Origin of the sequence: Variovorax sp. V35, from assembly GCF_041154465.1 — a bacterium.
In the GTDB taxonomy this organism is placed as follows: Bacteria; Pseudomonadota; Gammaproteobacteria; order Burkholderiales; family Burkholderiaceae_C; genus Variovorax; species Variovorax boronicumulans.
Window position 1 is genome coordinate 6,329,963 of sequence record NZ_AP028666.1, and the last position, 23,873, is coordinate 6,353,835.

Below are 23,873 nucleotides of genomic sequence, written 5' to 3' on the forward strand. Positions count from 1 at the left end.
GGTACTTCCCTCCGCGAATGTCCCCCGGGCTTCGCCCTCCTCCTTGATTTCGCTGCGGGAAGCACCCGGTGTCCTGCGCACACCGAGCGCGGTCGTGGTGCGGGTCGGTCCACCGCTGTGCGGATTGCGTCATGCCGCTCATTGCTCGTAGCAGATGTCGAGCCTGATCAATGCGCCGCGGGCATCGATGCGGTCGGCTCGGAAGTAGAAGCGGCCGCGGTAGCTGTCGAGGTGAAGGGGCACGGTGACCGGGTCGCCCCAGCTCGTCACCGAGAAGCCCTGCCCTTGCAGCCATCGCAGCAGGGCGTCCAGGCGCTGCGGGTCGGCGTCGACGTGGATGTCGGCGTCTGCGGGCGGCGGGCCCTGTGGGTCCTGCTGCCAGCCCGCGAAGCTGCCGAACAGCGTGAAGTCGTGTCCTGCGGCGCGCATGGCATCGAGCAGCGCGGCCGTGTCCGGCAGGTCGATGCGCTCGCGCTGCTTGCGAAAGACCAGCGCGTGTTCGTGGCGCCGGTCGGTGCGGGCATCGGCGTCGTTGTCTTCCGCGTTGTGCGGATAGACCAGCACGCGCTCCTCCTCCATCGTGAAGAGCGAACCCAGGATGCGCGCGAGATCGAAGGCCAGCGGCAGCACGCGATCGCCGATCCGGAGGTTCTCCACCATCGCGATGCAGGCGCCGCCCTCGCGCAATCCGGCGCGCACGCGGTGGAAGACATTGCGCAGGCCATCGAGGTGCTGCGCGTAGCTGGGGCTGTCGTAGAGCTGGGAGGATGCCTGCGCACCGGTCCAGCGGCAACCGAAGTAGGGGACGTTCGTCAGGCACAGGTCGAAGGGCGGGAGCGCGGCGTCTTCGAGCGCATCGCACGAGGCGTGCAGGAGCGTCGTGCCGTGGGCGAGGCCGTGGCGTTCCAGCCGCTCGCGGATGAGGTCGATGCGGCCTGCATCGACTTCGCAGCCCAAGGCCTGGCGCTGCTCGAGGCGCGCCGCGAGCAGCGTCGTGCCGAAGCCGGCGAACGGATCGAACACCGTGTCGCCCGGTTGCGAGAACCGACGCACGAAGGGCAGCATCTGCTCAAGCCATCCGCAATCGCGCCCGCCCATCGGGTCCCGCGCGCGCAGGTCGTCCGGCAGCCGGTAGCGCGGCGATTCATGGTCGAGCATCAGCCAGCTGTGACTGCTCATGGGCAGGCCTTCGCGGTGCGCGTGTCGAGCAGCACGTCGTGCCCCGGCTCCCAGCCGGCGCAGAGCTGTCCGTCGGCAAAGTAGACGAGCTTGTAGACGTCGCCGGTCGCGTGGCGCGCGTGCATGGCGCCGTAGTCGGCGCTTTCGAAGACGACCGTCAGGCCGCTGTCGGTGCGCAGGCGCAGGTTCCAGAAGTAGTAGCCCTCGGTGAGGCTTTCGAGGGTCCACCCGCGCGAGATGTCGGGAGCGTCGAGGCAGGCCGTCAGCAGCGCGTCCATCGAGACCCGCTGCGTGCGCAGATAGCGCGCGGTGGCGTTGTCGCGATAGCCGTCGTCGAGCCGCGAGAACTCCCGGAAGACGACGGTGCCGGCGCCGCATTGCCGTGCCCACGCGAGGTACGCGGCCACGTCGGTCGGCTGCGCGACGCCGCCGCGCTGGAGGATGCACACGAGCCGCAGCGCCACCGCATCGGCGAGCTGGCGCGCGGTGCGCTCGAACACGACGGGGTCGCCGATGGCCACCTCGGGCCGGAATCGCATGATGGCCTGGTTGACCGCGCCGTCGTGGTGGTGGCGGGACAGCTCCAGCCAGCTCATTCCGAAGCCTTGCAGCGCGCGCCGCAGCACCTTGCCCTGCGGCCCGGCAAAGCCTGCGCCGTTGGTATAGAGCACACGGTCCTCGACCACCGGGCCTTCGCTTTCGCCCGCGGCCAGCGTGTGCAGCAGCCGGAGCATCCAGTCGGCGTCGTCGCTCGTTTCCAGGCCCGAGAGCGACCACGACAGCGGCACGCCGCGCAAGGCCCGCAGCGCGCGGGACAGGCCGTCGAAGTAGTCGGGCGTCGGACGCAGCCGGGACGCCGAGGTTCCGCCGTCGGTCTTGCGCAGGTTTTCCGAGCAGAAGCCGCAACGTGCCGAACAAGGCTTCACGGACGCGTACGGTGTGAACGTGAGGGGCAGCGCAAAGCGTCGCTCAATGCCGCCGATCGTGTGCGTGTGCCAGCGCGCGGCCTCGTTCGAAGGCGGCGTGCGAAGGGTCACCCCGCGCACGGAGCGGCGAAGGCGTTCGAAGAGCGGGGAACTCGCGCTGCGCGGCAGATCGGCCACGGCGATCTGGTCAATCGCGCAGGTCACGGCCCGCACGGCGAGAGGCGTCGGCGCATCGGCTTCAACGGGAATGACGGGGCGCATGGCAGGGGCGGGGTTGTCGCACCCGCCACCATACGACAGCGCTGCCTCCGAGGGCGGGAGTGGCTCCCTGCGCGCGTCCGTCACCCTAGCCACCTTGCACCTGCAGACTGCGCATCGTGCGCCCCATCGCCATCCGCCCGAACGCGACCAGCGCGACGATCCAGAAGCACTGCAGCCCCAGCGCGGCCAGCGCATGCCAGCCGCTCAGCTGCCCGAAGTACAGCCGCGCCGGAATGTCGAACAGCCCCGCCAGCGGCTGCACCAGCAGCGCGGTCTGCCAGGCGTCGGGCAGCAGCGCCAGCGGCAGCAGGTTGCCCGAGAACACGATGACCACGGGCGTCGCCACGGCCTGGATGCCGCGCTCGTTGAGCGCCGCCGTGGTCGCCACGTTGAGCAGCATCACCATCGCAGTCGAGAGCAACAGGCCCAGCACCACCGACAGCAGGAACGCCGCGCCGGCCAGCGCGTTCGCGGGCAGTTGCCAGGCCCAGTCGCCGAGCCCCACCAGCGGCAATGCGACCGCCGCGAAGGCCGCCATCAGTGCCACGCGCGGCAGCAGGCGCGCGGCGATCCAGCCGGCGGTGCGCGCGAACCACAGCGCGTAGGCGTCCACCGGGCGCAGCCGGTCGTAGGCGACCGCGCCGGTGCGCGCGGCCTGCGCCACCTCGGGGTCGCCGAGCCAAGGCATCAGCACCAGCAGGCCTTGCGCAAGCCAGGTGTAGGTGATGGCCTGGGCCAGCGACATCGACGAGGCCGCGCCCGCGATGGCGCTGCCGCTGTAGAACGCGGCGAACACCATCACCTTGATGCCGCCCCACCAGCACTGCGTGGCAAAGCCCGCGAGCGCCGCGGTGCGGTACTGCAGCATCTGCAGGAAGCGCGAGACGAACGCCGCGACATACGGCCGGGCGAGGTCGCGCGGGCCCATGGCCGGCCTCACGCCTCGGCCGCTCCGTGCATGGCGTAGAAGCGCGCGATCACGGCTTCGATCGCGAGGCCTTCGAGGCGGATGTCTTCCACGGCATGCGCGCCGGCGATGCGCGCGATGAGCGCGGGCGCGGGGGTCTGCTTGGGGTCGAAGTCGAGCACCAGCGTCTGGCCGTCGCGCGAATGCACGGTGGCGCCGTCGACCTGCGCGGGCAGCGTGGCATCTTGTGCAAAGTCGACCACCAGCCGGCGCTCGGCCATCACCTGCGCGCGCAGCGCCTCGACCGGGCTGTCGGCCAGCACGCGGCCGTGGCCGATGACGATCACGCGCTGGGCCAGGGCCTCGATGTCGTGCATGTCGTGCGTGGTCAGCAGCACGGTGGTGCCGCGCTCGCGGTTGGCGCGGCGCACGAAGTCACGCACGGCGAGCTTCGAAGGCGCGTCGAGGCCGATGGTCGGCTCGTCGAGGAACAGGATGTCGGGCTCGTGCAGCAGCGCCGCCGCGATCTCCGCGCGCATGCGCTGGCCCAGCGAGAGCTGGCGCACCGGCTGGTCGAGCACGCGCTCCAGGTGCAGCAGCGCAACCAGCTCGTCGCGCGTGCGGCGGTAGCGCTGCGGGTCGACGCGGTAGATGTCGCGCAGCAGGTCGAAGCCGTCGCCCACGGGCAGGTCCCACCACAGCTGCGTGCGCTGGCCGAAGACCACGCCGATGCGCGCCACGTGCCGCTCGCGGTCGGCAAAGGGATCGCGGCCGTCGACTTCCACCCGCCCATCGTCGGGCCGCAGGATGCCCGAGAGGATCTTGATGGTGGTCGACTTGCCCGCGCCGTTCGGCCCGATGAAGCCCAGCAGCTCGCCGCGCTCCAGCGCGAACGACACGCCCGACAGCGCCTCCACCGTGCGGTGACGGCGCTGCAGCAGGCCGCGCAGCGCACCGCGCAGACCGGGGTCGCGCTCGGACACGCGGTAGGTCTTGCGGAGGTTGTCGACGAGGATGTGAGGCATGGTGAGAAGCGCCGCGCCGGCCCGAAAGCGCGGCGGGGGCGGGATGCTACACGAAAGCGCCGGTACGATCACGGGCCCTTTCGAGAATCCTGTCCATGTCTTCGCCTCCCCTGCCCGCCTCGCCCCACCACCTGTTGCCGCTCGTGCGCTGGCCCGCCGACGCGCGCGCGGCGCTGGTCGGCGTGTTCACCGACATCGACGACACGCTCACCACCGACGGCGCGATCACGCCCGATGCGTTGAAGGCGCTGGCCGACCTGAAGGCCGCCGGCCTCGCGGTGGTGGCCATCACCGGCCGGCCCGTGGGCTGGAGCCTGCCCTTCGTGAACAGCTGGCCGGTCGACGCCATCGTGGCCGAGAACGGCGCGGTGGCGCTGCGCCCGGCAGCCGATGGCGACGTCGAGAAGCGCTACCAGCAGGACGCCGCCACGCGCGCCGCCAACTTCGCGCGCATGCAGGCCGTGCTGGCGCGCATCGAGCACGAGATTCCGGGCGCCGGCCGCGCCACCGACTCGCCCGGGCGCGAGACCGACATCGCCATCGACCACAGCGAGTTCGTGACGCTGAGCGACGACACCATCGCGCGCGTCGTCGCGCTGATGCGCGGCGAAGGCATGCACGCCACCGTGAGCAGCATCCACATCAACGGCTGGTACGGCGACAACGACAAGCTCGAGGGCGCGCGCTGGATCGTGCGCGAGCTGTGGGGTCGCACGCTCGACGACGAGATGGACCGCTGGGCCTACGTGGGCGACTCCACCAACGACCAGCTGATGTTCCGCAGCTTCGCGCACAGCATCGGCGTGGCGAACGTGGCGCGCTTCGTGCCGCAGCTGGAGCACCTGCCGCGCTACGTGACGCAGGGCGAGCGCGGCGCGGGCTTCGCGCAGGCCGCGCAGGCGGTGCTGTCGGCGCGCTGAGCCGCGCACGAAAAAAAGGCCCGCGCAGGGCGGGCCGAATGGACCGGTTGAACGACCCTTGGAGAAACTTGCAGCGGTGAGGGTCGCGCGATGCGCGACCCTTCAGGACATCAGAACGTGTGGCGGATGCCGAACTCGTAGCCCATCGAGCTCTTGGCCTGCAGCGCGGTGCGGTTGAACGTGGTGGCGTACGACGGGCCTGCACCGACCGTGAGCGCCGCGCCGTTCTTGTTGCTGACGCGCGCGACCGTGCCGTACAGCGCGGTGCGCTTGGACAGGTTGTGCACGTAGCCCAGCGCGAGCTTGCTGGCCTTCGGGTCGGCGTTGTTCACGCCGAAGACCGGCACGCGGTTGAAGTCGTACTTGACCTGCGAATACGACGCGCGGATCACGCCCGGGCCGACCGGCACGGTCACGCCCAGCAGGTAGCCGGTGAGGTCCACGTCCTGGCCGGGCGTGAAGATGTTCAGCGCGTTGCGCTCGTCCTTCGAACGCGAGATCTCGCCGAACAGCTTGGCCACGCCGAAGTCGTAGGTCGCGCCGAGGTTGAAGGTCTTGACCTTGCCCGGGCGTGCCACGGCGGCGGCGCCGCTGCCGGTCGTGAAGCTGGTGTCGTTCTGCGCGTAGCTGGCGGCGATGTCGAACGGACCCGTCGTGTAGCCCAGGCGACCGCCGATGTGGCGGCCGGTGTTGGTGCTGGCGGCGGTGTCGGGCGACAGGCGCGTCTGCTCGGCCAGGCCGTAAGCCACGTTGCCGTAGAAGCCACCCAGGCGCGGCAGGAAGTACTGCACCATGTTGCTGGCGCGCTTGTAGGTGCCGTTGCTGCCGTAGCCGCTGCCCGGCACGCTGGCTTCGTTGGCGTCGATGATCAGCGAGCCGCCGATGCCGGTGTCGCCGAACGGGTCGAACTGTTCTTCGTTCATCACCGTCGCGGTCTTGTCGCGGCCCAGGCGCAGTTCGCCGAAGCTGCCTGCCAGGCTCACGGTCGAGCGGCGGGTGAAGTTCGACACGCCGGTGGCGCCGTCGTCATTCGTGATCGGGGCTTCGAGCCAGAAGCTGGCCGACAGGCCGCCGCCCAGGTCTTCCACGCCGCGGAAGCCGAGGCGGCTCGAGCTCAGGCCCGAATTCGCCAGCTCGGTGCGGCTGGCCTTCACGCTGTAGGCGGGGCCAAAGGGGGTGGTCGAAACGCTCTTGTTCGCTACGTTGCGGTAGGCGGCATCGACCACGCCGAACAGGGTCACGGTCGATTGCGCCGACGCGGCGCCGCAGGCTGCGATGGCAGCCAGAACAAGCAGGGATTTTTTCATTGGTGTCACTCCAGGAGGGGGATGTCGCTGCGCCGAGACCGGGCGCGACTTTGGGACGTCCGGGCCTTGTTGCCGCGAGACTGGGTCCGAGTTTTCCTTCACTGGAAGACAAAGGGATTACATAGGGTTAACGCCTAGATTACGGAGGGATATAGGGGGTGAGTTCAGGACAGCGGTCTCGGATCGGGGTAGGCGCCGCGCACGCCTCCCCTTTTCCGGCGGGCGCTTACTTCTCTTTCGCCAACCCCAGCTTGTCGATGATCACCTTCTCGCGCACCACCGTGTCCTGCGCGAACTTGGTGTACGTGGCCGAGCTCATGTAGTTGGGCAGCATGTCGTAGCGGCCGAGCGAGGCCACGTAGCTCGGCTCTTCCATCGCCTGCTTGAAGGCGTCGTGCAGCTTCTTCACGACCTCGGGCGGGGTGCCCTTGGGGGCGCCGATGCCGAAGGGCGAGTTCTGCACCACGTCGTAGCCCAGCTCTTTCAGCGTGGGCGCGTCGGGGAACTTGGCCAGGCGCTTCTCGCCCCAGGTGTTGAGCACGCGCAGCTTGCCGGCCTCGACCTGCGGCGCGAAGCCGGTGCTGTCGGCCGCGGCCATCAGTTGGCCGCTGACCACCGCCAGCATCAGGTCGGCGCTGCCCTTGTAGGGCACGTGCTGCAGCTGGATGCCGGCCTTCTGCGCCACGATCTCGGTCGTGAGGTGCGGGCTGGTCAGGTTGCCGGTCGAGCCGTAGGTGAGCTTGCCGGGGTTGGCCTTGGCGTAGGCGACGAAGTCGGCCCAGGTCTTGAAGGGGCTGTCGGCCGGCACGACGATGCCGAAGGCATAGCCGGTGACGTTCAGCACGTAGGTGATGTCCTTGAGCGGGTCCCAGTTGATCTTGGTGGTGTAGCCCAGGCGGAACACACCCAGCGGAATCTGCGCGACGGTGTAGCCGTCGGGCTGCGCGGTCTGCAGCGCCTGCGCGGGCAGCGTGCCGCCGGCGCCGGGCTTGTTGTCGATGATCACGGGCTGGCCCAGGATCTTGCTGGCGTTGTCGGCCAGCTGGCGCATGGTGATGTCGGTCGGGCCGCCCGCGGGAAAGGCGATCACGAGCTTGATGGGTTTCGCGGGAAAGGCCTGTGCAAGCACCGCCAGCGGCGCGGCGAGGCCGCAGGCGGCCAGCGTGGCGGCACGGAGAAGGGAACGGCGAAACATGACGGAAGGCTCCTGAAGCGTGGATCGAGCCGCGCATTGGGCCCTGCCCCGCCCGGTGCAGCAATCGGGGCTCACCCGACTGCTGTCGCCGAAGCAACTCCGCCTTCAGCCCGCGGCTTGCGCGAAGCCTTCGAGAACGTTGACCGCGTTCACACCCACCTCGGCCACCGCATAGCCGCCCTCGAACACGAACACGGTGGGCAGGCCCGCGCGCGCGAGGTCTTCGCCCATGCGCAGGTAGTCGTCGCTCTTCAGTTTGAAGCCCGAGATCGGGTCGCCCTCGAAGGTGTCGACGCCCAGCGAGACCACGAGCGCGCCGGCCTTCACCTTCGCGATGCCGTCGAGCGCCGTCTTGAGCGCTGCGCGCCAGGCCGTGAAATCGGTGCCGCGCGGCAGCGGCAGGTTGTGGTTGAAGCCCTCGCCTTTACCGGCGCCGCGCTCGTCGGCGTGGCCCAGGTAGTACGGGTAGTCGGTCAGCGGGTCGCCGTGCAGGCTGGCGAAGTGCACGTCGCTGCGTTCGTAGAAGATGGCCTGCGTGCCGTTGCCGTGGTGGTAGTCGACATCGAGCACGGCCACGCGTTCGACGCCCGCATCGCGCAGCGCCTGCGCGGCCACGGCGGCGTTGTTGACGAAGCAGTAGCCGCCGAAGAAGTCGGCGCCCGCATGGTGGCCCGGCGGACGCGTGAGTGCGAAGGCGCTGCGCTGGCCGCCGATGACACGCTGCGTCGCCGTCCACGCACAGGCCGCGCCGTGGCGCGCGGCGGCCCAGCTGCCGCCCATCAGCGGCGTGCCGGCGTCGAACGCAAAGAGGCCCAGGCGCGCGGGAAAGCTCTGGGGCAGCACATCGGTGCGCATGCCGCGCGTGGGCCAGTACGAGGGCAGCGCGTCGCGCGTGGCGTTGGCGGCATCGAGCGCCACCCACTCGTCCCAGGCATGCGCGATGAAGTCGAGGTAGCGCGGTGCGTGCACCTTCGCCAGCAGCGCTTCGTCGAACGCGTCGGGCGCCTGCAGCGGGCCGAGGCCGCGCCGCTCGAGTTCGTGCCTCACATGGTCGACGCGCGCGGGCACCTCGAAGCAGGGCACCAGCTCGCCCCGGAACATTTCGACTTGGCCTTGGTGCAGGGCGTGCTGGTCGTTGTAGATGGTGAGCATGAAGCGGCGAAGGGCGTGACGACAGGGCCTGCCATCATGCCGCACGCCGCAGCACCGCCCGGCGCCGCCCCGAGGCGGTGAGGCCGAACAGGTCCTTCGGATCATCGAGCTCGGGCACCAGCGCGATCTGCCGGCCCACGCCGCGCTCCAGCGCCAGCTGCTGGATGCAGCGCAGCGCCGTGTAGTCCTCCAGCGCGAAGCCGACCGAGTCGAACACCGTCACCTGCTCCGGCCGCTCGCGGCCCGGCACTTCGCCCAGCAGCACGCGCCACAGCTCGTGCACCGGGAAATCGGGCGCCAGCTGCTGGATCTCTCCCTCGATGCGCGTCTGCGGCTCGTACTCGACGAACACGCGCGCGCCGCGCAGCACGTCGGGGTGCAGCTCGGTCTTGCCGGGCGAATCGCCGCCCACGGCGTTGATGTGCATGCCGGGCTCGATCATGTCGGGCGTGAGCACGGTCGCGTGGCCCTGGTAGGCGGTGATGGTGGTCACGATGTCGGCGCCGCGCACGGCCTCGGCGGTGGAGTCGGCGCGCACGATCTCCATCGGCGTGCAGGCCGCGAGGTGGCGCACCAGCTTGTCGGTGGCGCGCGGGTCGATGTCGAACACGCGCACCTGCTCGATGCCCAGTAGCGCATGGAAGGCCAGCGCCTGGAACTCGCTCTGCGAGCCGTTGCCGATGAGCGCCAGGCTGCGCGCGTCGGGCCGCGCCAGCGCCTTGGCGGCCATGGCCGAGGTGGCGGCCGTGCGCAGCGCGGTGGTGAGCGTGAGTTCGGACAGCAGCACGGGGTAGCCCGTGTCGACCTCGGCCAGCACGCCGAAGGCCATGACCGTGGGCAGGCCGACCTGCGTGTTGTGCGGGTGGCCGTTGACGTACTTGAAGGCATAGGCGCCGTCGTCGGCCACGGGCATGAGCTCGATCACGCCCAGGTGCGAATGGCTGGCCACGCGCGCCTTCTTGTCGAACTCGCGCCATCGCAGGAAGTCGTCGCGCAGCGCGTCGGCCAGCGTGACGAGGAATTCCGGGACGCCGGTCTCATCCACCAGGCGAACCAGGCTGTGAACATCGATGAAGCGGGTCATGGCGCGGCTCCTTGCGTAGCCCCCGGCACGGCGCTTCATCCCTTCTACGGCTTTGCCTTCAAACGCAGAACCGCGTTGGGGTGCCTTGCCGTGCTAATGCACTGTCTGCGGCACCCCGCCTTGTTCTGCGCTTGAACGCCAAGCCGTATTTCACGGTCTCCACCATGGCTGATTCAGGATGCGCCTGCGCCAAGGGTTCAAGCCATTGTGCGCCTGTGCGCGTCAACGTGCCAACACGGCCTTTAGAGCTACGCCAGTGTGCGTACCCAATCGCACCACCTCCTCCGGCGGCGCCGCCGCCACGATGCGTCCACCGGCGTTGCCGCCCTCGGGGCCGAGGTCGAGAATCCAGTCGGCTTCGGCGATCAGGTCGAGGTCGTGCTCGATCACGACCACGCTGTGGCCGCCGTTCACCAGCCGGTGCAGCACGTGGATCAGCTTCTCGACGTCGGCCATGTGCAGGCCCACGGTCGGCTCGTCGAGCACGTACAGCGTGTGCGGCGCCTTCTGGCCGCGGCGGGTGATGTCGTCGCGCACCTTGCTGAGCTCGGTCACCAGCTTGATGCGCTGCGCCTCGCCGCCCGACAGCGTGGGCGACGGCTGCCCCAGCGTGAGGTAGCCCAGGCCCACGTCCTTCAGCAGTTGCAGCGGGTGCGCGATGTTGGGCATGCTGGCGAAGAACTCCACCGCCTCGTCGACCTCCATCTTCAGCACGTCGCCGATGCTCTTGCCGCGCCAGCTCACGGCCAGCGTCTCGGGGTTGAAGCGCGCGCCGTGGCAGACCTCGCAGGGCACCTTCACGTCGGGCAGGAAGCTCATCTCGATGGTGCGCACGCCCGCGCCTTCGCAGCCCGGGCAGCGGCCTTCTCCGGTGTTGAAGCTGAAGCGCGCCGGGCCGTAGCCGCGCGCCTTGGCTTCGAGCGTGTCGGCGAAGAGCTTGCGGATGGTGTCCCAGAAACCGATGTAGGTGGCGGGGCAGCTGCGCGGCGTCTTGCCGATGGGCGTCTGGTCGACCTCGAGCACGCGGTCGATGACCTCGTAGCCGTCGACGCCGCGGCAGCCGACCCAGGCCGGGCGCTTGCCCGCGGCATCGGCGTCGCGGCCGGCCTTGGTCATGCGCTGCACCACGATGCCCTGCACGCTGGCCAGCAGCACGTCGCGCGCCAGCGTCGACTTGCCCGATCCGCTCACGCCCGTGACCACCACGAGGCGGTGCAGCGGCAGCGTGGCGGTCACGTCCTGCAGGTTGTGCAGGTCGGCGCCGTGCACGGTCAGCCAGTTGCCGCTGTCTTCGGCCTTCGGATCGGGCGAGGGAATGAGGCGGCGCGCCTGCAGCGGGTGCTTGATGGCATCGCGCAGGTAGCGGCCGGTCTGCGAATCGCCGGCCTTCTGGATGTCGGCCACCGTGCCCTCGGCCACGAGGCGGCCGCCGCGCTTGCCGGCGCTGGGGCCGATGTCGATGATGTGGTCGGCACGGCGGATGGTGTCTTCGTCGTGCTCCACCACCACCAGCGTGTTGCCCTTCTCGCCGAGCTTGTGCAGCGCGTTCAGCAAGATCTGGTTGTCGCGCGCGTGCAGGCCGATGGTCGGCTCGTCGAGCACGTAGCACACGCCCTGCAGGTTGCTGCCCAGCTGCGCCGCCAGGCGGATGCGCTGCGCCTCGCCGCCCGAGAGCGTGGGCGCGCCACGGTCGAGCGTGAGGTAGCCCAGGCCCACCTCTTCCAGGAATTCGAGGCGGCTCTTGATCTCGGGCACGAGGTCGCGGGCGATCTCGGCTTCGCGGCCGTTGAGCACCAGCCCCTCGAACCACTGGCGCACCTCGGTGACGCTCATGCGCGCCAGCTGCGTGATGCCGATGCCGCCCGAGCCGTCGGCCGCGGTGCCGAAGCCCACGGCGCGCGCGGTCGCGTTCAGGCGCGTGCCCTCGCAGGTCGGGCAGGCCACGTCGGCGAGGTCTTCCACCTCGGGCTCGGCGAAGGTCTGTTCGCGGCCCTTGCTGTCGTCGTCGCGGATCGAATCGTCGAAGACCTTGCGCTGGTCCTTGCTGAGCTTCACGCCCGTGCCCACGCAGTCGGGACACCAGCCGTGCTTGCTGTTGTAGCTGAACAGGCGCGGGTCGAGTTCGGCATAGCTGGTGCTGCACACCGGGCAGGCGCGCAGCGTGGAGAACACCTGCACGCGGCCGATGCCCACGGCGGACACGCCGGCCATCATGGCGGCGCGCAGGCCGTCGAGTTCGCTCAGCACATGCACCACGCCCTTGCCGTGCTCGAGCGCCTTGGTGAGCGCCGCGCGCAGTTCGTTCTCCTGCGAGGGCAGCACGTCGAGGCTGGCCACGGGCAGCTCGATGCTGTGTTCCTTGAAGCGGTCGATGCGCGGAAAGCCCGTGGTCGGCAAAAAGTCGCCGTCCACGCGCAGGTGCGTGAAGCCGCGCGGGCGCGCCCAGTCGGCCAGCTCGGTGTACACGCCCTTTCGGTTGCTCACCAGCGGCGCGAGCAGGCCGATGTGCTGGCCCTTGAAGTTGCGCATCAGCTGCGCGGCGATGCTGTCGGGCGTCTGCGGCTGCACGGCCGCGCCGTCGTGCACGCAGTGCTGGATGCCCAGCTTCACGTACAACAGGCGCAGGAAGTGCCACACCTCGGTGGTGGTGCCCACCGTGCTCTTGCGCCCGCCGCGCGACAGGCGCTGCTCGATGGCCACCGTGGGCGGAATGCCGTACACCGCGTCCACCTCGGGCCGGCCCGCCGGCTGCACGATGCTGCGCGCATAGGCGTTGAGCGATTCGAGATACCGGCGCTGCCCTTCGTTGAAAAGAATGTCGAATGCCAGCGTCGACTTGCCCGAGCCGCTCACGCCCGTCACCACGCTGAACTTGCCGCGCGGAATGTCGACGCTGAGGTTCTTCAGGTTGTGCTCGCGCGCATTGACGATCTCGATGGCGTTGCCGCCGGGCGCGGTCTTCGCATTGGCGATGTAGCGCCGCGCGGCGCGCTCGGCCACCTTGTAGGCGCCCGGGCCGACGGCGAGTTCGTAGTCGGCCAGCGCCGCGCCGGTGAGCGAGGCGCGGTTCTCGCGCAGTTGCTCGGGCGTGCCTTCGGCCACCACCTGGCCGCCGGCGTCGCCGCCTTCGGGGCCGAGGTCGATGAGCCAGTCGCTGGCGCGGATCACGTCGAGGTTGTGCTCGATGACGATGAGCGAATGGCCCGCGTCGAGCAGCTTGCGCAGCGCGCGCATGAGCCGCGCGATGTCGTCGAAGTGCAGGCCGGTGGTCGGCTCGTCGAACAGGAACAGCGTGCCCTTGCGCGCCACCATCTGGCGGCTCGCGGTCGCGCTCTTGGCGGCCTCGGCCAGGAAGCCCGCGAGCTTCAGGCGCTGCGCCTCGCCGCCCGAGAGCGTGGGCACGGGCTGGCCGAGCTTCACGTAGTCCAGGCCCACGTCGACGATGGGCTGCAGCACGCGCAGCACGTCGCGGTCGGTGTCGAACAGCGCCGCGGCCTCGGCCACGGTGAGCTCCAGGATGTCGGCCACGTTGTAGCCGCGGCCCTTGCGCTCGATCTTCACTTCGAGGATCTCGGGCCGGTAGCGCTTGCCGTCGCAGTCGGGGCAGCGCAGGTACACGTCCGACAGGAACTGCATCTCGACGTGCTCGAAGCCCGAGCCGCCGCAGGTCGGGCAGCGCCCGTCGCCGGAGTTGAAGCTGAACTTGCTCGCGGTGTAGCCGCGCTGGCGCGACAGCGCCGCGGTGGCGAAGATCTCGCGGATGGCGTCCCACGCGCCCACGTAGCTGGCGGGGTTGGAGCGCGCGGTCTTGCCGATGGGCGACTGGTCGACGAACACCACGTCGCCCAGGTGATCGGCGCCGAGCATGCGGTCGTGCGCGCCCGGCGTCTCGGTGGCCTTGCCGAAGTGGCGCATGAGCGCGGGTGCCAGCACGTCCTGGATGAGCGTGGACTTGCCCGAGCCGCTCACGCCGGTCACGCACACGAGGCGCGCGAGCGGAAAGTCGACCGTGATGTTCTTCAGGTTGTGCTCGCGCACGCCTTCGAGGATGAGCCGGTGCGTGTTCTCGCTCACGAGCCGCTTGAAGCCCATGCCGATCTTCTTGCGCCCGCCCAGGTACTGGCCGGTGAGCGTGTCGGCGTCGCGCAGCTGGTCGGTGCCGCCGTCGAACACGATCTGCCCGCCGCGCGCGCCGGGGCCGGGGCCCATGTCGATCACGCGGTCGGCTGCGAGCATCACGGCCGGGTCGTGCTCGACCACCACCAGCGTGTTGCCGGCATCGCGCAGGCGCAGCATGGCCTCGGTGATGCGGTTCATGTCGCGCGGATGCAGGCCGATGCTGGGCTCGTCGAGCACGAACAGCGTGTTCACCAGCGAGGTGCCCAGCGCCGTCGTGAGGTTGATGCGCTGCACCTCGCCGCCGCTGAGCGTGCGGCTCTGGCGGTCGAGCGTGAGGTAGCCGATGCCCACGTCGTGCAGGTAGCGCAGGCGCGTGGTGATCTCCTCGAACAGCAGCTTCAGCGCCTGCGCCTCGCCTTCGCTGGCGGGACTGCCGTTGCCATGGTGCTCCACGCGGTCGAAGAACTTGCGCAACCGTTCGATGGGCAACAGCATCAGGTCGTGCAGGCACAGGCCGGGCAGCGCCTCGAGCTGCGCGCGGCTCCACTTCGCGCCGGTGGGCAGGAAGCGCTTTTCAGGCGGCAGCACGGCGTCGGCGTCGTCCTTGCTGCCGATGCGCCACAGCAGCGGGTCGAGCTTCAGGCGCGCGCCGCTGCACACGGGGCACGGCGTGTAGCTGCGGTACTTCGACAAGAGCACGCGGATGTGCATCTTGTAGGCCTTGCTCTCCAGGTAGCCGAAGAAGCGGCGCACGCCGTACCACTGCTTGTTCCAGTTGCCTTCCTTGTAGTTGGGCGTGCCCTCGATCACCCAGTGCTTCTGCTCCTCGGTGAGCTTGTTCCACGGCGTGTCGCGCGGAATGCCGGCGGCCTCGGCGTGGCGCATGAGGTCGTCCTGCGCCTCTTTCCACGCGGGCGTCTGGATGGTCTTGATGGCGCCGGCGCGCAGCGTGAGCTTGTCGTTCGGGATCACGAGCCCCAGGTCGACGCCGATCACGCGGCCGAAGCCGCGGCAGGTGTCGCAGGCGCCCACCGCCGAGTTGAACGAGAACATCGACGGGATGGGGTCGGTGTAGCGGATGTCGCTCTCGGGGCAGTGCAGGCCGGTGGAGAACTTCCACACATCGGTAGGGGCGTTTTCCTCGGCGCCAGTCGCATGCACGGTGACGCGGCCGCTGCCGCGCTTGAGCGCCACCTCGATCGCTTCGACCACGCGCGCGCGCTCCGCGCTCGAGATGCGGAAGCGGTCGGCCACCACGTCGAGCACCTTGCGCGGACCGGTGGGCGTGGCCACCTCGCGCTCGGCCTGCACGCGCGTGAAGCCGCTGGCCGACAGCCACTGCGTCACTTCGTCCGCCGTGGTGCCGGCCGGCAGCTCGACCGGGAAGGTGATGACGATGCGCGGGTCGCCCGCGGCCGCCGCCCGCTCGGCGATCTGCGCATAGATGCTGTCGGGCGAGTCGTGGCGCACCGGCAGCGCGGTCTCGCGGTCGAACAGCTGGGCTGCGCGCGCGTAGAGCAGCTTCAGGTGGTCGTTCAGCTCGGTCATCGTGCCGACCGTGGAGCGCGAGGAGCGCACCGGGTTGGTCTGGTCGATGGCGATGGCGGGCGGCACGCCCTCCACCTTGTCGACGGCGGGCTTGTCCATGCGGTCCAGGAACTGGCGCGCGTAGGCGGAAAAGGTCTCCACGTAGCGGCGCTGGCCTTCGGCGTAGAGGGTGTCGAACACGAGGCTCGACTTGCCCGAGCCGCTGGGCCCGGTGACCACGGTCATCTCGCCGGTGCGGATGTCGAGGTCGAGGTTCTGGAGGTTGTGCTGGCGCGCGCCGCGAATCCGGATGGAGCCCTGTGTCATGAGTGCCTTGGGGGGTGGGGCAAACATTCTAGGGAGTGCTTCGTGACGCTTCGGCCCACGCCGGCGCATGGGCGGCGCCCGCGCAGGGGTTTGTCTGGATGCGTCCAAAGACACTTTATGAAACAAATGCGACATTTGTTTTCACAATTGTTCAGCGAGTCTCCCGAAGGCTCCGAAAGGCTTTCATGACGAAGAAGAAAGTGGCAGGTTCACGGCACGCGCTCGGCGTGGCCGCCCTGCTGGCGCTGTGCGCGATGGGCGCCTCGGCCCAGATCGTGATCGGCCAGACCGCGGGCATGACCGGTTCGGTGGCCGCCAGCGTCAACGAGACCATCGGCGGCGCGCAGCTGGTGATCGACGCGGCCAATGCTCAGGGCGGCATCCACGGCGAGAAGATCGAGGTCATCCGCATGGACGACGCCTTCGACGTCAAGCGCGCGGGCGATAACGCGCGCGTGCTGATCGAGGACAAGAAGGTGCTCGCGCTCTTCATGAGCCGCGGCACGCCGCACTCGCAGGCCATCATCCCGTACCTGGACAAGAACGAGGTGGCGCTCATCGGCCCCTCGACCGGCGCGATGGTGCTGCACAAGCCGCTGCAAAAGCACGTGTTCAACGTGCGCGCCACCTACCAGCGCGAAGCCGAGAAGGCGGTGCAGCACCTGCTGACCATCGGCCTCACGCGCATCGCCGTGGTCCACGTGACCGACTCGTTCGGCGCCGACGCGCTGCAGGGCGCGATGAACGGCTTCACCAAGGGCAAGGCCCAGCCGATCGCGACCGTGCCGGCCGACCGCGAGAAGCCCGACTACAAGACCATCGTGCCCGCCATCATGAAGGCCGACGCGCAGGCGGTGGTGTGGATCGGCTCGGGCGTGGCGGTGGTCGACGGCATCAAGGCGCTGCGCGCCGCGGGCTCGGCGGCGCAGGTGGTCACGCTGTCGAACAACGCCTCGTCGGGCTTCATCAAGCAGCTGGGCGACGCCAGCCGCGGCGTGATCGTGACGCAGGTGTTCCCCAGCGAGCGCTCGATGGGCCAGCCGATGGTGAAGGAGGCGCTGACGCTCGCCCGCGCCAAGGGCCAGGGCGAGCTGTCACCGGCTGCGCTCGAGGGCTTCGCCTCGGCCAAGGTGCTGGTGGAGGCCTTGCGCCGCGCAGGCCCCAAGCCCACGCGCGCCAAGGTGCTCGCGGCGCTCGAAAGCCTCAAGGGCTACGACCTGGGCGGCGGGCTCGAGGTGAGCTACTCGCCGCAGGATCACAGCGGCATCGACTTCGCGGACCTCGCGATCATCAGCGAAGGCCGCTTCAAGCGCTGACGCGCGCCCCGTTGCGTTACTTCGCGGCGGAGGCCGCGGCAGCCGGTGCCGATGCGCCAGGCGCCGGCGTGGCCGCCGGTGCGGGGGCGTGCGTCGTGTCGCCGCCGTGCTTCTCGCCGGACATGTCGATCTTGTCGCCGCCCATCGAAATCACATACAGGGCAATGGCGGCGAAGATGACGAAGCCGACAACGATTTTCCACATGGGTACTGTCTCCTGAGAAGGTGAAACGGGGGATGAAGAGGGTTCAAGAAAAAGGCCTCATGCCGCGGGGCATGAAGCCTCTTTGTTGAACGGAGGGCAGCCGCCGCGCGGCCCCCTCCAGATGCCGCCGATCAGTCGTTGGCGTAGATGTCCACGTCCTTGGTCTCGCGGATGAACAGCGTGCCGATCACCAGCGTGATGCCCGCGATGATGATCGGGTACCACAGGCCGTTGTACATGTTGCCGGTCGAGGCCACGATGGCGAAGGCGGTGGTCGGCAGCAGGCCGCCGAACCAGCCGTTGCCGATGTGGTACGGCAGGCTCATCGAGGTGTAGCGGATGCGCGTGGGGAACATCTCGACCAGCATCGCGGCGATCGGGCCATAGACCATGGTCACCAGCAGCACCAGCCAGAACAGCAGCACGATGGTCAGCACCTTGTTGATCTTGGCGGGGTCGGCCTTGGACGGGTAGCCGGCGACCTTCAGGTCTTCGGCCACGCCCTTCTTGAAGGCGGCGATGGCCTTGACGCTGGTTTCGTCGAACTTGGAGTTCGCGACCACGCCGGTGGGCGCCTCGACGGTCTTGTCGCCGATCTTCACGACGGCCGCGGAGCCGGGCGCGCCGGCCACGTTCTCGTAGCTCACCGAGTTCTGCACGAGGTAGCGCTTGGCGATGTCGCACGAGCTCTTGAAGTCGATCTCGCGGGCCACCGGGTTGCCCTGGAACGAGCAGGTCTTCGGGTCGGCCGTCACGGTGACGCCGGCCGTGGCTTGTGCGCGGGCCAGGTCGGGGTTGGCGGCTTCGGTCAGCATCTTGAAGACCGGGAAGTAGGTGACCACGGCCAGCAGGCAGCCGGCCATGATGATCGGCTTGCGGCCGATCTTGTCGGACAGCGTGCCGAACACCACGAAGAAGGGCGTGCCCAGCAGCAGCGCGGCGGCGATCATCAGGTTGGCAGTGGTCGCATCGACCTTGAGCTGCTGCGTCAGGAAGAACAGCGCGTAGAACTGGCCCGAGTACCAGACCACGGCCTGGCCGGCCGTGAGGCCGATCAGCGCCAGGATCACGATCTTCAGGTTCTTCCACTGGCCGAAGGATTCGGCGAGCGGTGCCTTCGAGGTCTTGCCCTCGGCCTTCATCTTCTGGAAGGCCGGCGACTCCGACAGCGTCAGGCGGATCCACACCGAGATGGCCAAGAGCAGGATGGAGACCAGGAACGGAATGCGCCAGCCCCACTCGCCGAAGGCCTGCTCACCGAGCCAGGTGCGCACGCCCAGGATCACGATCAGGCTCAGGAACAGGCCGAGCGTGGCCGTGGTCTGGATCCACGAGGTGTAGGCACCGCGCTTGCCGTGCGGCGAGTGCTCGGCCACGTAGGTGGCGGCACCGCCGTACTCGCCGCCGAGCGCCAGGCCCTGCAGCATGCGCAGCGCGATCAGGATCACCGGCGCCGCGACGCCGATGGTCGCGTAGCTGGGCAAGAGGCCGACGATGAACGTCGACAGGCCCATGATCAGGATCGTCACCAGGAAGGTGTACTTGCGACCGATCATGTCGCCCAGGCGGCCGAACACGATGGCGCCGAACGGACGCACCAGGAAGCCGGCGGCAAACGCCAGCAGCGCGAAGATGAAGGCCGCGCCCGCATCCAGGCCGCTGAAGAACTGCTTCGCGATGATCGCGGCGAGCGAACCGTACAGATAGAAGTCGTACCACTCGAACACGGTGCCGAGCGAGGAGGCGAAGATGACCTTCTTCTCCTCCGCGGACATGGGCCGGGGGGCCGGATGCGGCACTCCCCTTGAATCTAGCGTGGCTGCCATCGTCGTCTCCTGGTGTGTATGTATGCGTCCATCGGTTCCCGGCATTCGGGACCGTGGGGCATTCTTGGAGGCGCGACTGACCCGAGGCTTTCGCGAAACTGAACGGGCGCTTACGGTTTAGGGTGAAACCCGCGCTGCTCGTTTCAGCTTGTAAGAAACAAGGACCCTGCGCGGGTTTGTCCTCAGTCCTTGCTGCGAAGCAGCAAAAAAGCCTCAGCTCTTGCGCAGCAACGAGGGCCGCTGGTCGGCGCCGGTCCATTGCGGACCGTCGAACCAGGCATCGCCCTGCAGGTAGGCGCGCAGCATCGCGAGGCCGTCGAAGCCCCAGAACAGGCGCCCGTCGACCACGTAGCAGGGCACGCCGAACACGCCCTGCGCCACGGCCTCGTCGGTGTTGCGCTTGAGCAGGGCCTTGTTGTCGTCGCCGTTCACGTCGCGCTTCGGCTGCAGCTGCGCCGTGAGCGCGGCCAGCCGCGTGGCATCGCCGGCTTCTTCGCCGCCGCGCCACACATGGCGAAAGAGGGTCTCGGCTGCCAGGCGGCTGATGCTGCCGTCGTCGCCCGTGGCCACGGCCAGGCGCAGGTGCGGCAGCGGGTTGTAGGGGTGCGAGGCCGGCATCTCGATGGGGATGCCGTGCGCCTGGCCCAGCCACAGCACGTGGCGGTAGGTCCAGCTGCGCTTGGAAGGAATCTCGGCCGGCCCGAGCTGGCCGTGGTGCTTGAGCAGCGCGCCCAGCAGCACCGGCTTGTAGGCCACGCTCACGCTCAGGCCTTCGAGCGCCTCGGGCAGGTGCTCGAACGCCAGGTGCGCGTAGGGCGAGATGAAATCGAGATAGAAGTCGATGTGCTTCATGCGTCGTGGTCTCCTGTGGTGGGTTCGGGCACGCGCCAGATGCCGGCCTGGGCCCGCAGTTCGATCGCGCGCCACACCTGGCGGCGGCTGTCGTCTTCCATCTTGCTCCAGCCGGCGATCTCGGGGATGGTGCGCAGGCACCCTTCGCAAAAGCCGCTCAGGCGGTCCATGCGGCACACCGACGAGCACGGCGAGGGCACCTCGCCGTCCATGCGCTGCACGGTCCCGGCGCGCTCGGCGAGCGCATGCGCTTCGTCGAAGTTCACACCACGTCGGCCACCGGCGCGCCGGTGAGCTTCTCGAGATCGGTCGGGTGCAGCTGGAACACGGCGTGCGGATGGCCCGCGGCGGCCCAGATTTCCTCGAAGCGGAACAGCTCGCGGTCGATGAGCACCACCGGCTTCGTCACATGGCCCACCGGCGACACGCCGCCGATGGTGAAGCCGGTGCGCGCCTTCACGAAGTCGGCGTCGGCGCGGCCGGTCTTGCCGACGATGGCATCGACCTTCTTCTCGTCGACGCGCTTGTCGCCCGAGGTGATGACCAGCACCGCCGCCTCGTCGCTCTTGCGGCGGAAGATGATGCTCTTGGCGATCTGCCCGACCGAGATGCCGAGCGCGTCGGCGGCCTGCTGCGCGGTGCGGCAGGCGTCGTCGAGCATGCGGGGCGCATGGGGATGGCCGGCGTCCTGCAGCACGCGGGAGACGCGCTGGACACCTTCAGGGAGGGAATGGAGTTCGGAGCCGCACATGGCAAGTTCTTCGGGGTTCGTGGGGGGCGTTCGCCCTGCGTTGCAAGGCCCCGAGCATACGGAAAAGCCCCGCGCACCGGCGCCGCCGCCGCCTTGCGCCCCTGCACCCCGGCGCACCAATGCGGAGAGCGCCGGCGCACGACGCCCGTGCGCGGCGTGCCGGCCCCGGTCCGTTTTCGGTGCGCCATCGGCCGATGAGGCCCGCCACACGGGCTTTTGAGCGCGGCACGCTTATTGCTGAACACGGTGGCGACCCACCGGCCTCTGCGGCGGGTTCGCAATGCCTCCGCTAACGACGGCGGGGTTCAAGCGCACCGATGGCCGCCCGCCGCCGGTTCGTCTGCTCCAACCCATTTCGCATCCGTTCCGTCGCGGGGGCCCCAACGACGCTGTCTGTTCGACAGCGGCTGAGGGGGCGCCTTCCAGGGCCGGTTGCGTGCAGGACCCCCAATGAAGATCGCAGTCATCGGCCACGGCATGGTCGGCCACAAGTTCCTCGAGCAACTCCACACGCTCGGCATTCCCGGCGCACAGGTCACCGTGCTGTGCGAAGAGCCGCGCCCGGCCTACGACCGGGTGCACCTGTCCGAGTACTTCTCCGGCAAGACGGCCGACGACCTGTCGCTGGTCGAGCCCGGCTTCTTCGAGCGCAGCGGCTTCACGCTGCGCCTGGCCGCGCGGGCCGTGGCCGTCGAACGGCGCAACAACACCGTGACCACGGCCGACGGCGAGGTGATCGCCTACGACAAGCTGGTGCTGGCCACCGGCTCCAACCCCTTCGTGCCGGCCGTGCCGGGCCGCGACCGGCCGAACTGCTTTGTCTACCGCACCATCGAGGACCTGGACGCCATGAAGGCCTGCGGCGCCAAGTCGCGCAGCGGCGTGGTGGTGGGCGGCGGCCTGCTGGGCCTGGAGTGCGCCAAGGCGCTGCGCGACATGGGCCTGGAGACGCACGTCGTCGAGTTCGCGCCGCGCCTGATGGCGGTGCAGGTCGACGAAGGCGGTGGCCGTGCGCTGCGCGGCAGCATCGAGGCGCTGGGCCTGCACGTGCACACCGGCCGCAACACGGTGGAGATCGTCGACGGCGCGAGCGCGCGGCACCGCATGGTGTTCGCCGACGGCACGCACCTGGAGACCGACATGATCGTGTTCTCCGCCGGCATCCGCCCACGCGACGAACTGGCGCGCCAGAGCCTGCTGGCCGTGGGCCCGCGCGGCGGCGTGGCGATCGACAGCCACTGCCGCACCAGCGACCGCAACGTCTACGCTATCGGCGAATGCGCGTCGTGGAACGAACAGACCTTCGGCCTCGTCGCGCCGGGCTACGACATGGCGCGCGTGGCCGCCCGCCACATCGCCGGCCAGGACGACGCGGCCTTCACCGGCGCCGACCTGAGCACCAAGCTCAAGCTGATGGGCGTCGACGTGGCCAGCATCGGCGACGCGCATGGCAAGACGCCGAAGTCGCGCGCCTACCAGTACATCGACGAGCGCAAGCAGGTCTACAAGAAGATCGTGGTGAGCGAAGACGGCAAGCAGCTCTTGGGCGCGGTGCTGGTCGGCGACGCCAGCGAGTACGGCACGCTGCTGCAGCTGGCGCTCAACGGCATCGCACTGCCCGACGAGCCCGAGTTCCTCATCCTGCCGTCGAGCGACGGCAAGGCCAAGCCGGGCCTGGGCGTCGAGGCCCTGCCCGACAGCGCGCAGATCTGCTCGTGCAACAGCGTCACCAAGGGCCAGATCTGCGAGGCCGTGGGCCAGGGCGTGTGCACGCCCGCCGAGATGAAGGCCTGCACCCAGGCCGGCGCCACCTGCGGCGGCTGCGTGCCGCTGGTCACGCAGGTCATGAAGATGGAAATGGGCAAGCGCGGCATGGCCGTGAACAACCACCTGTGCGAGCACTTCCCGTACTCGCGCCAGGAGCTGTACCACCTCATCCGCGTGGGCGAGATCCGCAGCTTCGCCGACCTGCTCACGAAACACGGCAAGGGCCTGGGCTGCGACATCTGCAAGCCGACCGCCGCGAGCATCTTCGCCTCGTGCTGGAACGAGTTCGTGCTCAAGAAAGACCTGGCCGGCCTGCAGGACAGCAACGACTACTTCCTGGGCAACATCCAGAAGGACGGCACCTACTCCGTGGTGCCGCGCATGCCCGGCGGCGAGGTCACGCCCGAGGGGCTGATCGCCGTGGGCCAGGTCGCGAAGAAGTACGGCCTGTACACCAAGATCACCGGCGGTGCGCGCGTGGACATGTTCGGCGCGCGCGTGGAGCAGCTGCCGGCCATCTGGGAAGAACTCATCGCCGCCGGCTTCGAGTCGGGCCATGCCTACGGCAAGTCGCTGCGCACGGTGAAAAGCTGCGTGGGCTCCACCTGGTGCCGCTACGGCGTGGACGACAGCGTGGGCCTGGCCGTGGAACTGGAGAACCGCTACAAGGGCCTGCGCGCGCCGCACAAGATCAAGTTCGGCGTGTCGGGCTGCACCCGCGAATGCGCCGAGGCGCAGGGCAAGGACGTCGGCATCATCGCCACCGACAAGGGCTGGAACCTCTATGTGTGCGGCAACGGCGGCATGAAGCCGCGCCACGCCGAGCTGCTGGCGAGCGACCTGAGCAAGGCCGACCTCACCCGCATGATCGACCGCTTCCTGATGTTCTACGTGCGCACGGCCGACCGCCTGCAGCGCACCAGCACCTGGCGCGAGAACCTCGAGGGCGGCCTCGACTACCTCAAGGGCGTGCTGCTGCAGGACACGCTGGGCCTGGGCGCCGAGCTCGAGGCGCAGATGCAGCACGTGGTCGACACCTACCAGTGCGAATGGAAGACCGCGGTGAACGACCCCGCCACGCGCCAGCGCTTCCGCTCCTTCGTGAACAGCGAGAAGCCCGACGAGCACATCGTCTTCGTGCAGGAGCGCGGCCAGAACCGCCCCGCGCGCCCCGAAGAGCGCCGCGAGACCAGCGAAGCCTGAGCGACCCACAAGGAAGAAAACCCA

17 protein-coding genes are annotated in these 23,873 nt (G+C 69.2%); 3 read left to right on the forward strand and 14 right to left on the reverse strand.

Going from position 1 to position 23,873, the window contains the following annotated elements; translation table 11 throughout:
* Positions 1 to 138 precede the first annotated feature (138 nt).
* The 4 genes from ACAM42_RS29165 to ACAM42_RS29180 all read right to left on the reverse strand — a co-directional run bounded on the left by ACAM42_RS29165 (position 139) and on the right by ACAM42_RS29180 (position 4,298).
* A complete protein-coding gene (locus ACAM42_RS29165) occupies positions 139 to 1,179 on the reverse strand; it encodes a DNA methyltransferase (RefSeq protein WP_369630237.1) in 1,041 nt (346 codons plus the stop codon).
* The gene (locus ACAM42_RS29170; protein WP_369630238.1) at positions 1,176 to 2,366 is read right to left on the reverse strand and encodes a hypothetical protein; all 1,191 of its coding nucleotides are present in this window, start codon (positions 2,364 to 2,366) and stop codon (positions 1,176 to 1,178) included. Before ACAM42_RS29170 ends, ACAM42_RS29165 begins: the two co-directional genes overlap by 4 nt.
* Before the next feature lie 85 nt (positions 2,367 to 2,451).
* Positions 2,452 to 3,294: an ABC transporter permease gene (locus ACAM42_RS29175; RefSeq protein ID WP_369630239.1), complete on the reverse strand. Its 843-nt coding sequence runs from the start codon at positions 3,292 to 3,294 to the stop codon at positions 2,452 to 2,454.
* 8 nt (positions 3,295 to 3,302) lie between these two features.
* Positions 3,303 to 4,298 (reverse strand): ATP-binding cassette domain-containing protein, encoded by a 996-nt coding sequence (locus tag ACAM42_RS29180; protein ID WP_369630240.1) that lies wholly within the window; start codon positions 4,296 to 4,298, stop codon positions 3,303 to 3,305.
* Positions 4,299 to 4,393: 95 nt separating this feature from the next.
* Here ACAM42_RS29180 and ACAM42_RS29185 point away from each other — a divergent pair, with 95 nt between their 5' ends.
* Positions 4,394 to 5,218, forward strand: a complete 825-nt coding sequence (locus tag ACAM42_RS29185) for an HAD-IIB family hydrolase (protein WP_369630241.1) — start codon at positions 4,394 to 4,396, stop codon at positions 5,216 to 5,218.
* Between the two features lie 110 nt (positions 5,219 to 5,328).
* Here the strand turns inward: ACAM42_RS29185 and ACAM42_RS29190 are convergent, their stop codons facing one another.
* The 5 genes from ACAM42_RS29190 to uvrA all read right to left on the reverse strand — a co-directional run bounded on the left by ACAM42_RS29190 (position 5,329) and on the right by uvrA (position 15,929).
* The gene (locus ACAM42_RS29190; protein WP_062477373.1) at positions 5,329 to 6,525 is read right to left on the reverse strand and encodes a porin; all 1,197 of its coding nucleotides are present in this window, start codon (positions 6,523 to 6,525) and stop codon (positions 5,329 to 5,331) included.
* 226 nt (positions 6,526 to 6,751) lie between these two features.
* Positions 6,752 to 7,720 carry a Bug family tripartite tricarboxylate transporter substrate binding protein gene (locus tag ACAM42_RS29195; RefSeq protein ID WP_369630242.1) on the reverse strand — a complete coding sequence of 323 codons (969 nt, stop codon included), beginning with the start codon at positions 7,718 to 7,720 and terminating at the stop codon, positions 6,752 to 6,754.
* A 105-nt stretch (positions 7,721 to 7,825) separates the two neighbouring features.
* Entirely contained in the window at positions 7,826 to 8,872 is a 1,047-nt protein-coding gene (locus ACAM42_RS29200; RefSeq protein ID WP_369630243.1) for a histone deacetylase family protein, read from the reverse strand.
* Between the two features lie 34 nt (positions 8,873 to 8,906).
* On the reverse strand, positions 8,907 to 9,956 hold the full coding sequence (locus ACAM42_RS29205) for an ornithine cyclodeaminase (protein WP_062477364.1): 1,050 nt from the start codon (positions 9,954 to 9,956) through the stop codon (positions 8,907 to 8,909).
* A gap of 222 nt (positions 9,957 to 10,178) precedes the next feature.
* On the reverse strand, positions 10,179 to 15,929 hold the full coding sequence (gene uvrA / locus ACAM42_RS29210) for an excinuclease ABC subunit UvrA (RefSeq protein WP_369630244.1): 5,751 nt from the start codon (positions 15,927 to 15,929) through the stop codon (positions 10,179 to 10,181).
* Positions 15,930 to 16,114: 185 nt separating this feature from the next.
* Here uvrA and ACAM42_RS29215 point away from each other — a divergent pair, with 185 nt between their 5' ends.
* Positions 16,115 to 17,245: an ABC transporter substrate-binding protein gene (locus ACAM42_RS29215; protein ID WP_062477357.1), complete on the forward strand. Its 1,131-nt coding sequence runs from the start codon at positions 16,115 to 16,117 to the stop codon at positions 17,243 to 17,245.
* 16 nt (positions 17,246 to 17,261) lie between these two features.
* Here the strand turns inward: ACAM42_RS29215 and ACAM42_RS29220 are convergent, their stop codons facing one another.
* The 5 genes from ACAM42_RS29220 to ACAM42_RS29240 all read right to left on the reverse strand — a co-directional run bounded on the left by ACAM42_RS29220 (position 17,262) and on the right by ACAM42_RS29240 (position 20,879).
* Positions 17,262 to 17,450: a hypothetical protein gene (locus ACAM42_RS29220; RefSeq protein WP_056577413.1), complete on the reverse strand. Its 189-nt coding sequence runs from the start codon at positions 17,448 to 17,450 to the stop codon at positions 17,262 to 17,264.
* 131 nt (positions 17,451 to 17,581) lie between these two features.
* On the reverse strand, positions 17,582 to 19,276 hold the full coding sequence (locus ACAM42_RS29225; protein WP_062477354.1) for an MFS transporter: 1,695 nt from the start codon (positions 19,274 to 19,276) through the stop codon (positions 17,582 to 17,584).
* Positions 19,277 to 19,489: 213 nt separating this feature from the next.
* Complete coding sequence (locus ACAM42_RS29230) at positions 19,490 to 20,128, reverse strand: 2-hydroxychromene-2-carboxylate isomerase (protein ID WP_095746907.1); 639 nt, start codon at positions 20,126 to 20,128, stop codon at positions 19,490 to 19,492.
* Positions 20,125 to 20,394, reverse strand: a complete 270-nt coding sequence (locus tag ACAM42_RS29235) for a DUF1289 domain-containing protein (protein ID WP_082818188.1) — start codon at positions 20,392 to 20,394, stop codon at positions 20,125 to 20,127. Before ACAM42_RS29235 ends, ACAM42_RS29230 begins: the two co-directional genes overlap by 4 nt.
* A complete protein-coding gene (locus ACAM42_RS29240; RefSeq protein ID WP_062477348.1) occupies positions 20,391 to 20,879 on the reverse strand; it encodes a YbaK/EbsC family protein in 489 nt (162 codons plus the stop codon). Before ACAM42_RS29240 ends, ACAM42_RS29235 begins: the two co-directional genes overlap by 4 nt.
* Before the next feature lie 450 nt (positions 20,880 to 21,329).
* Here ACAM42_RS29240 and nirB point away from each other — a divergent pair, with 450 nt between their 5' ends.
* On the forward strand, positions 21,330 to 23,849 hold the full coding sequence (gene nirB / locus ACAM42_RS29245; RefSeq protein ID WP_369630245.1) for a nitrite reductase large subunit NirB: 2,520 nt from the start codon (positions 21,330 to 21,332) through the stop codon (positions 23,847 to 23,849).
* Positions 23,850 to 23,873: the final 24 nt, after the last annotated feature.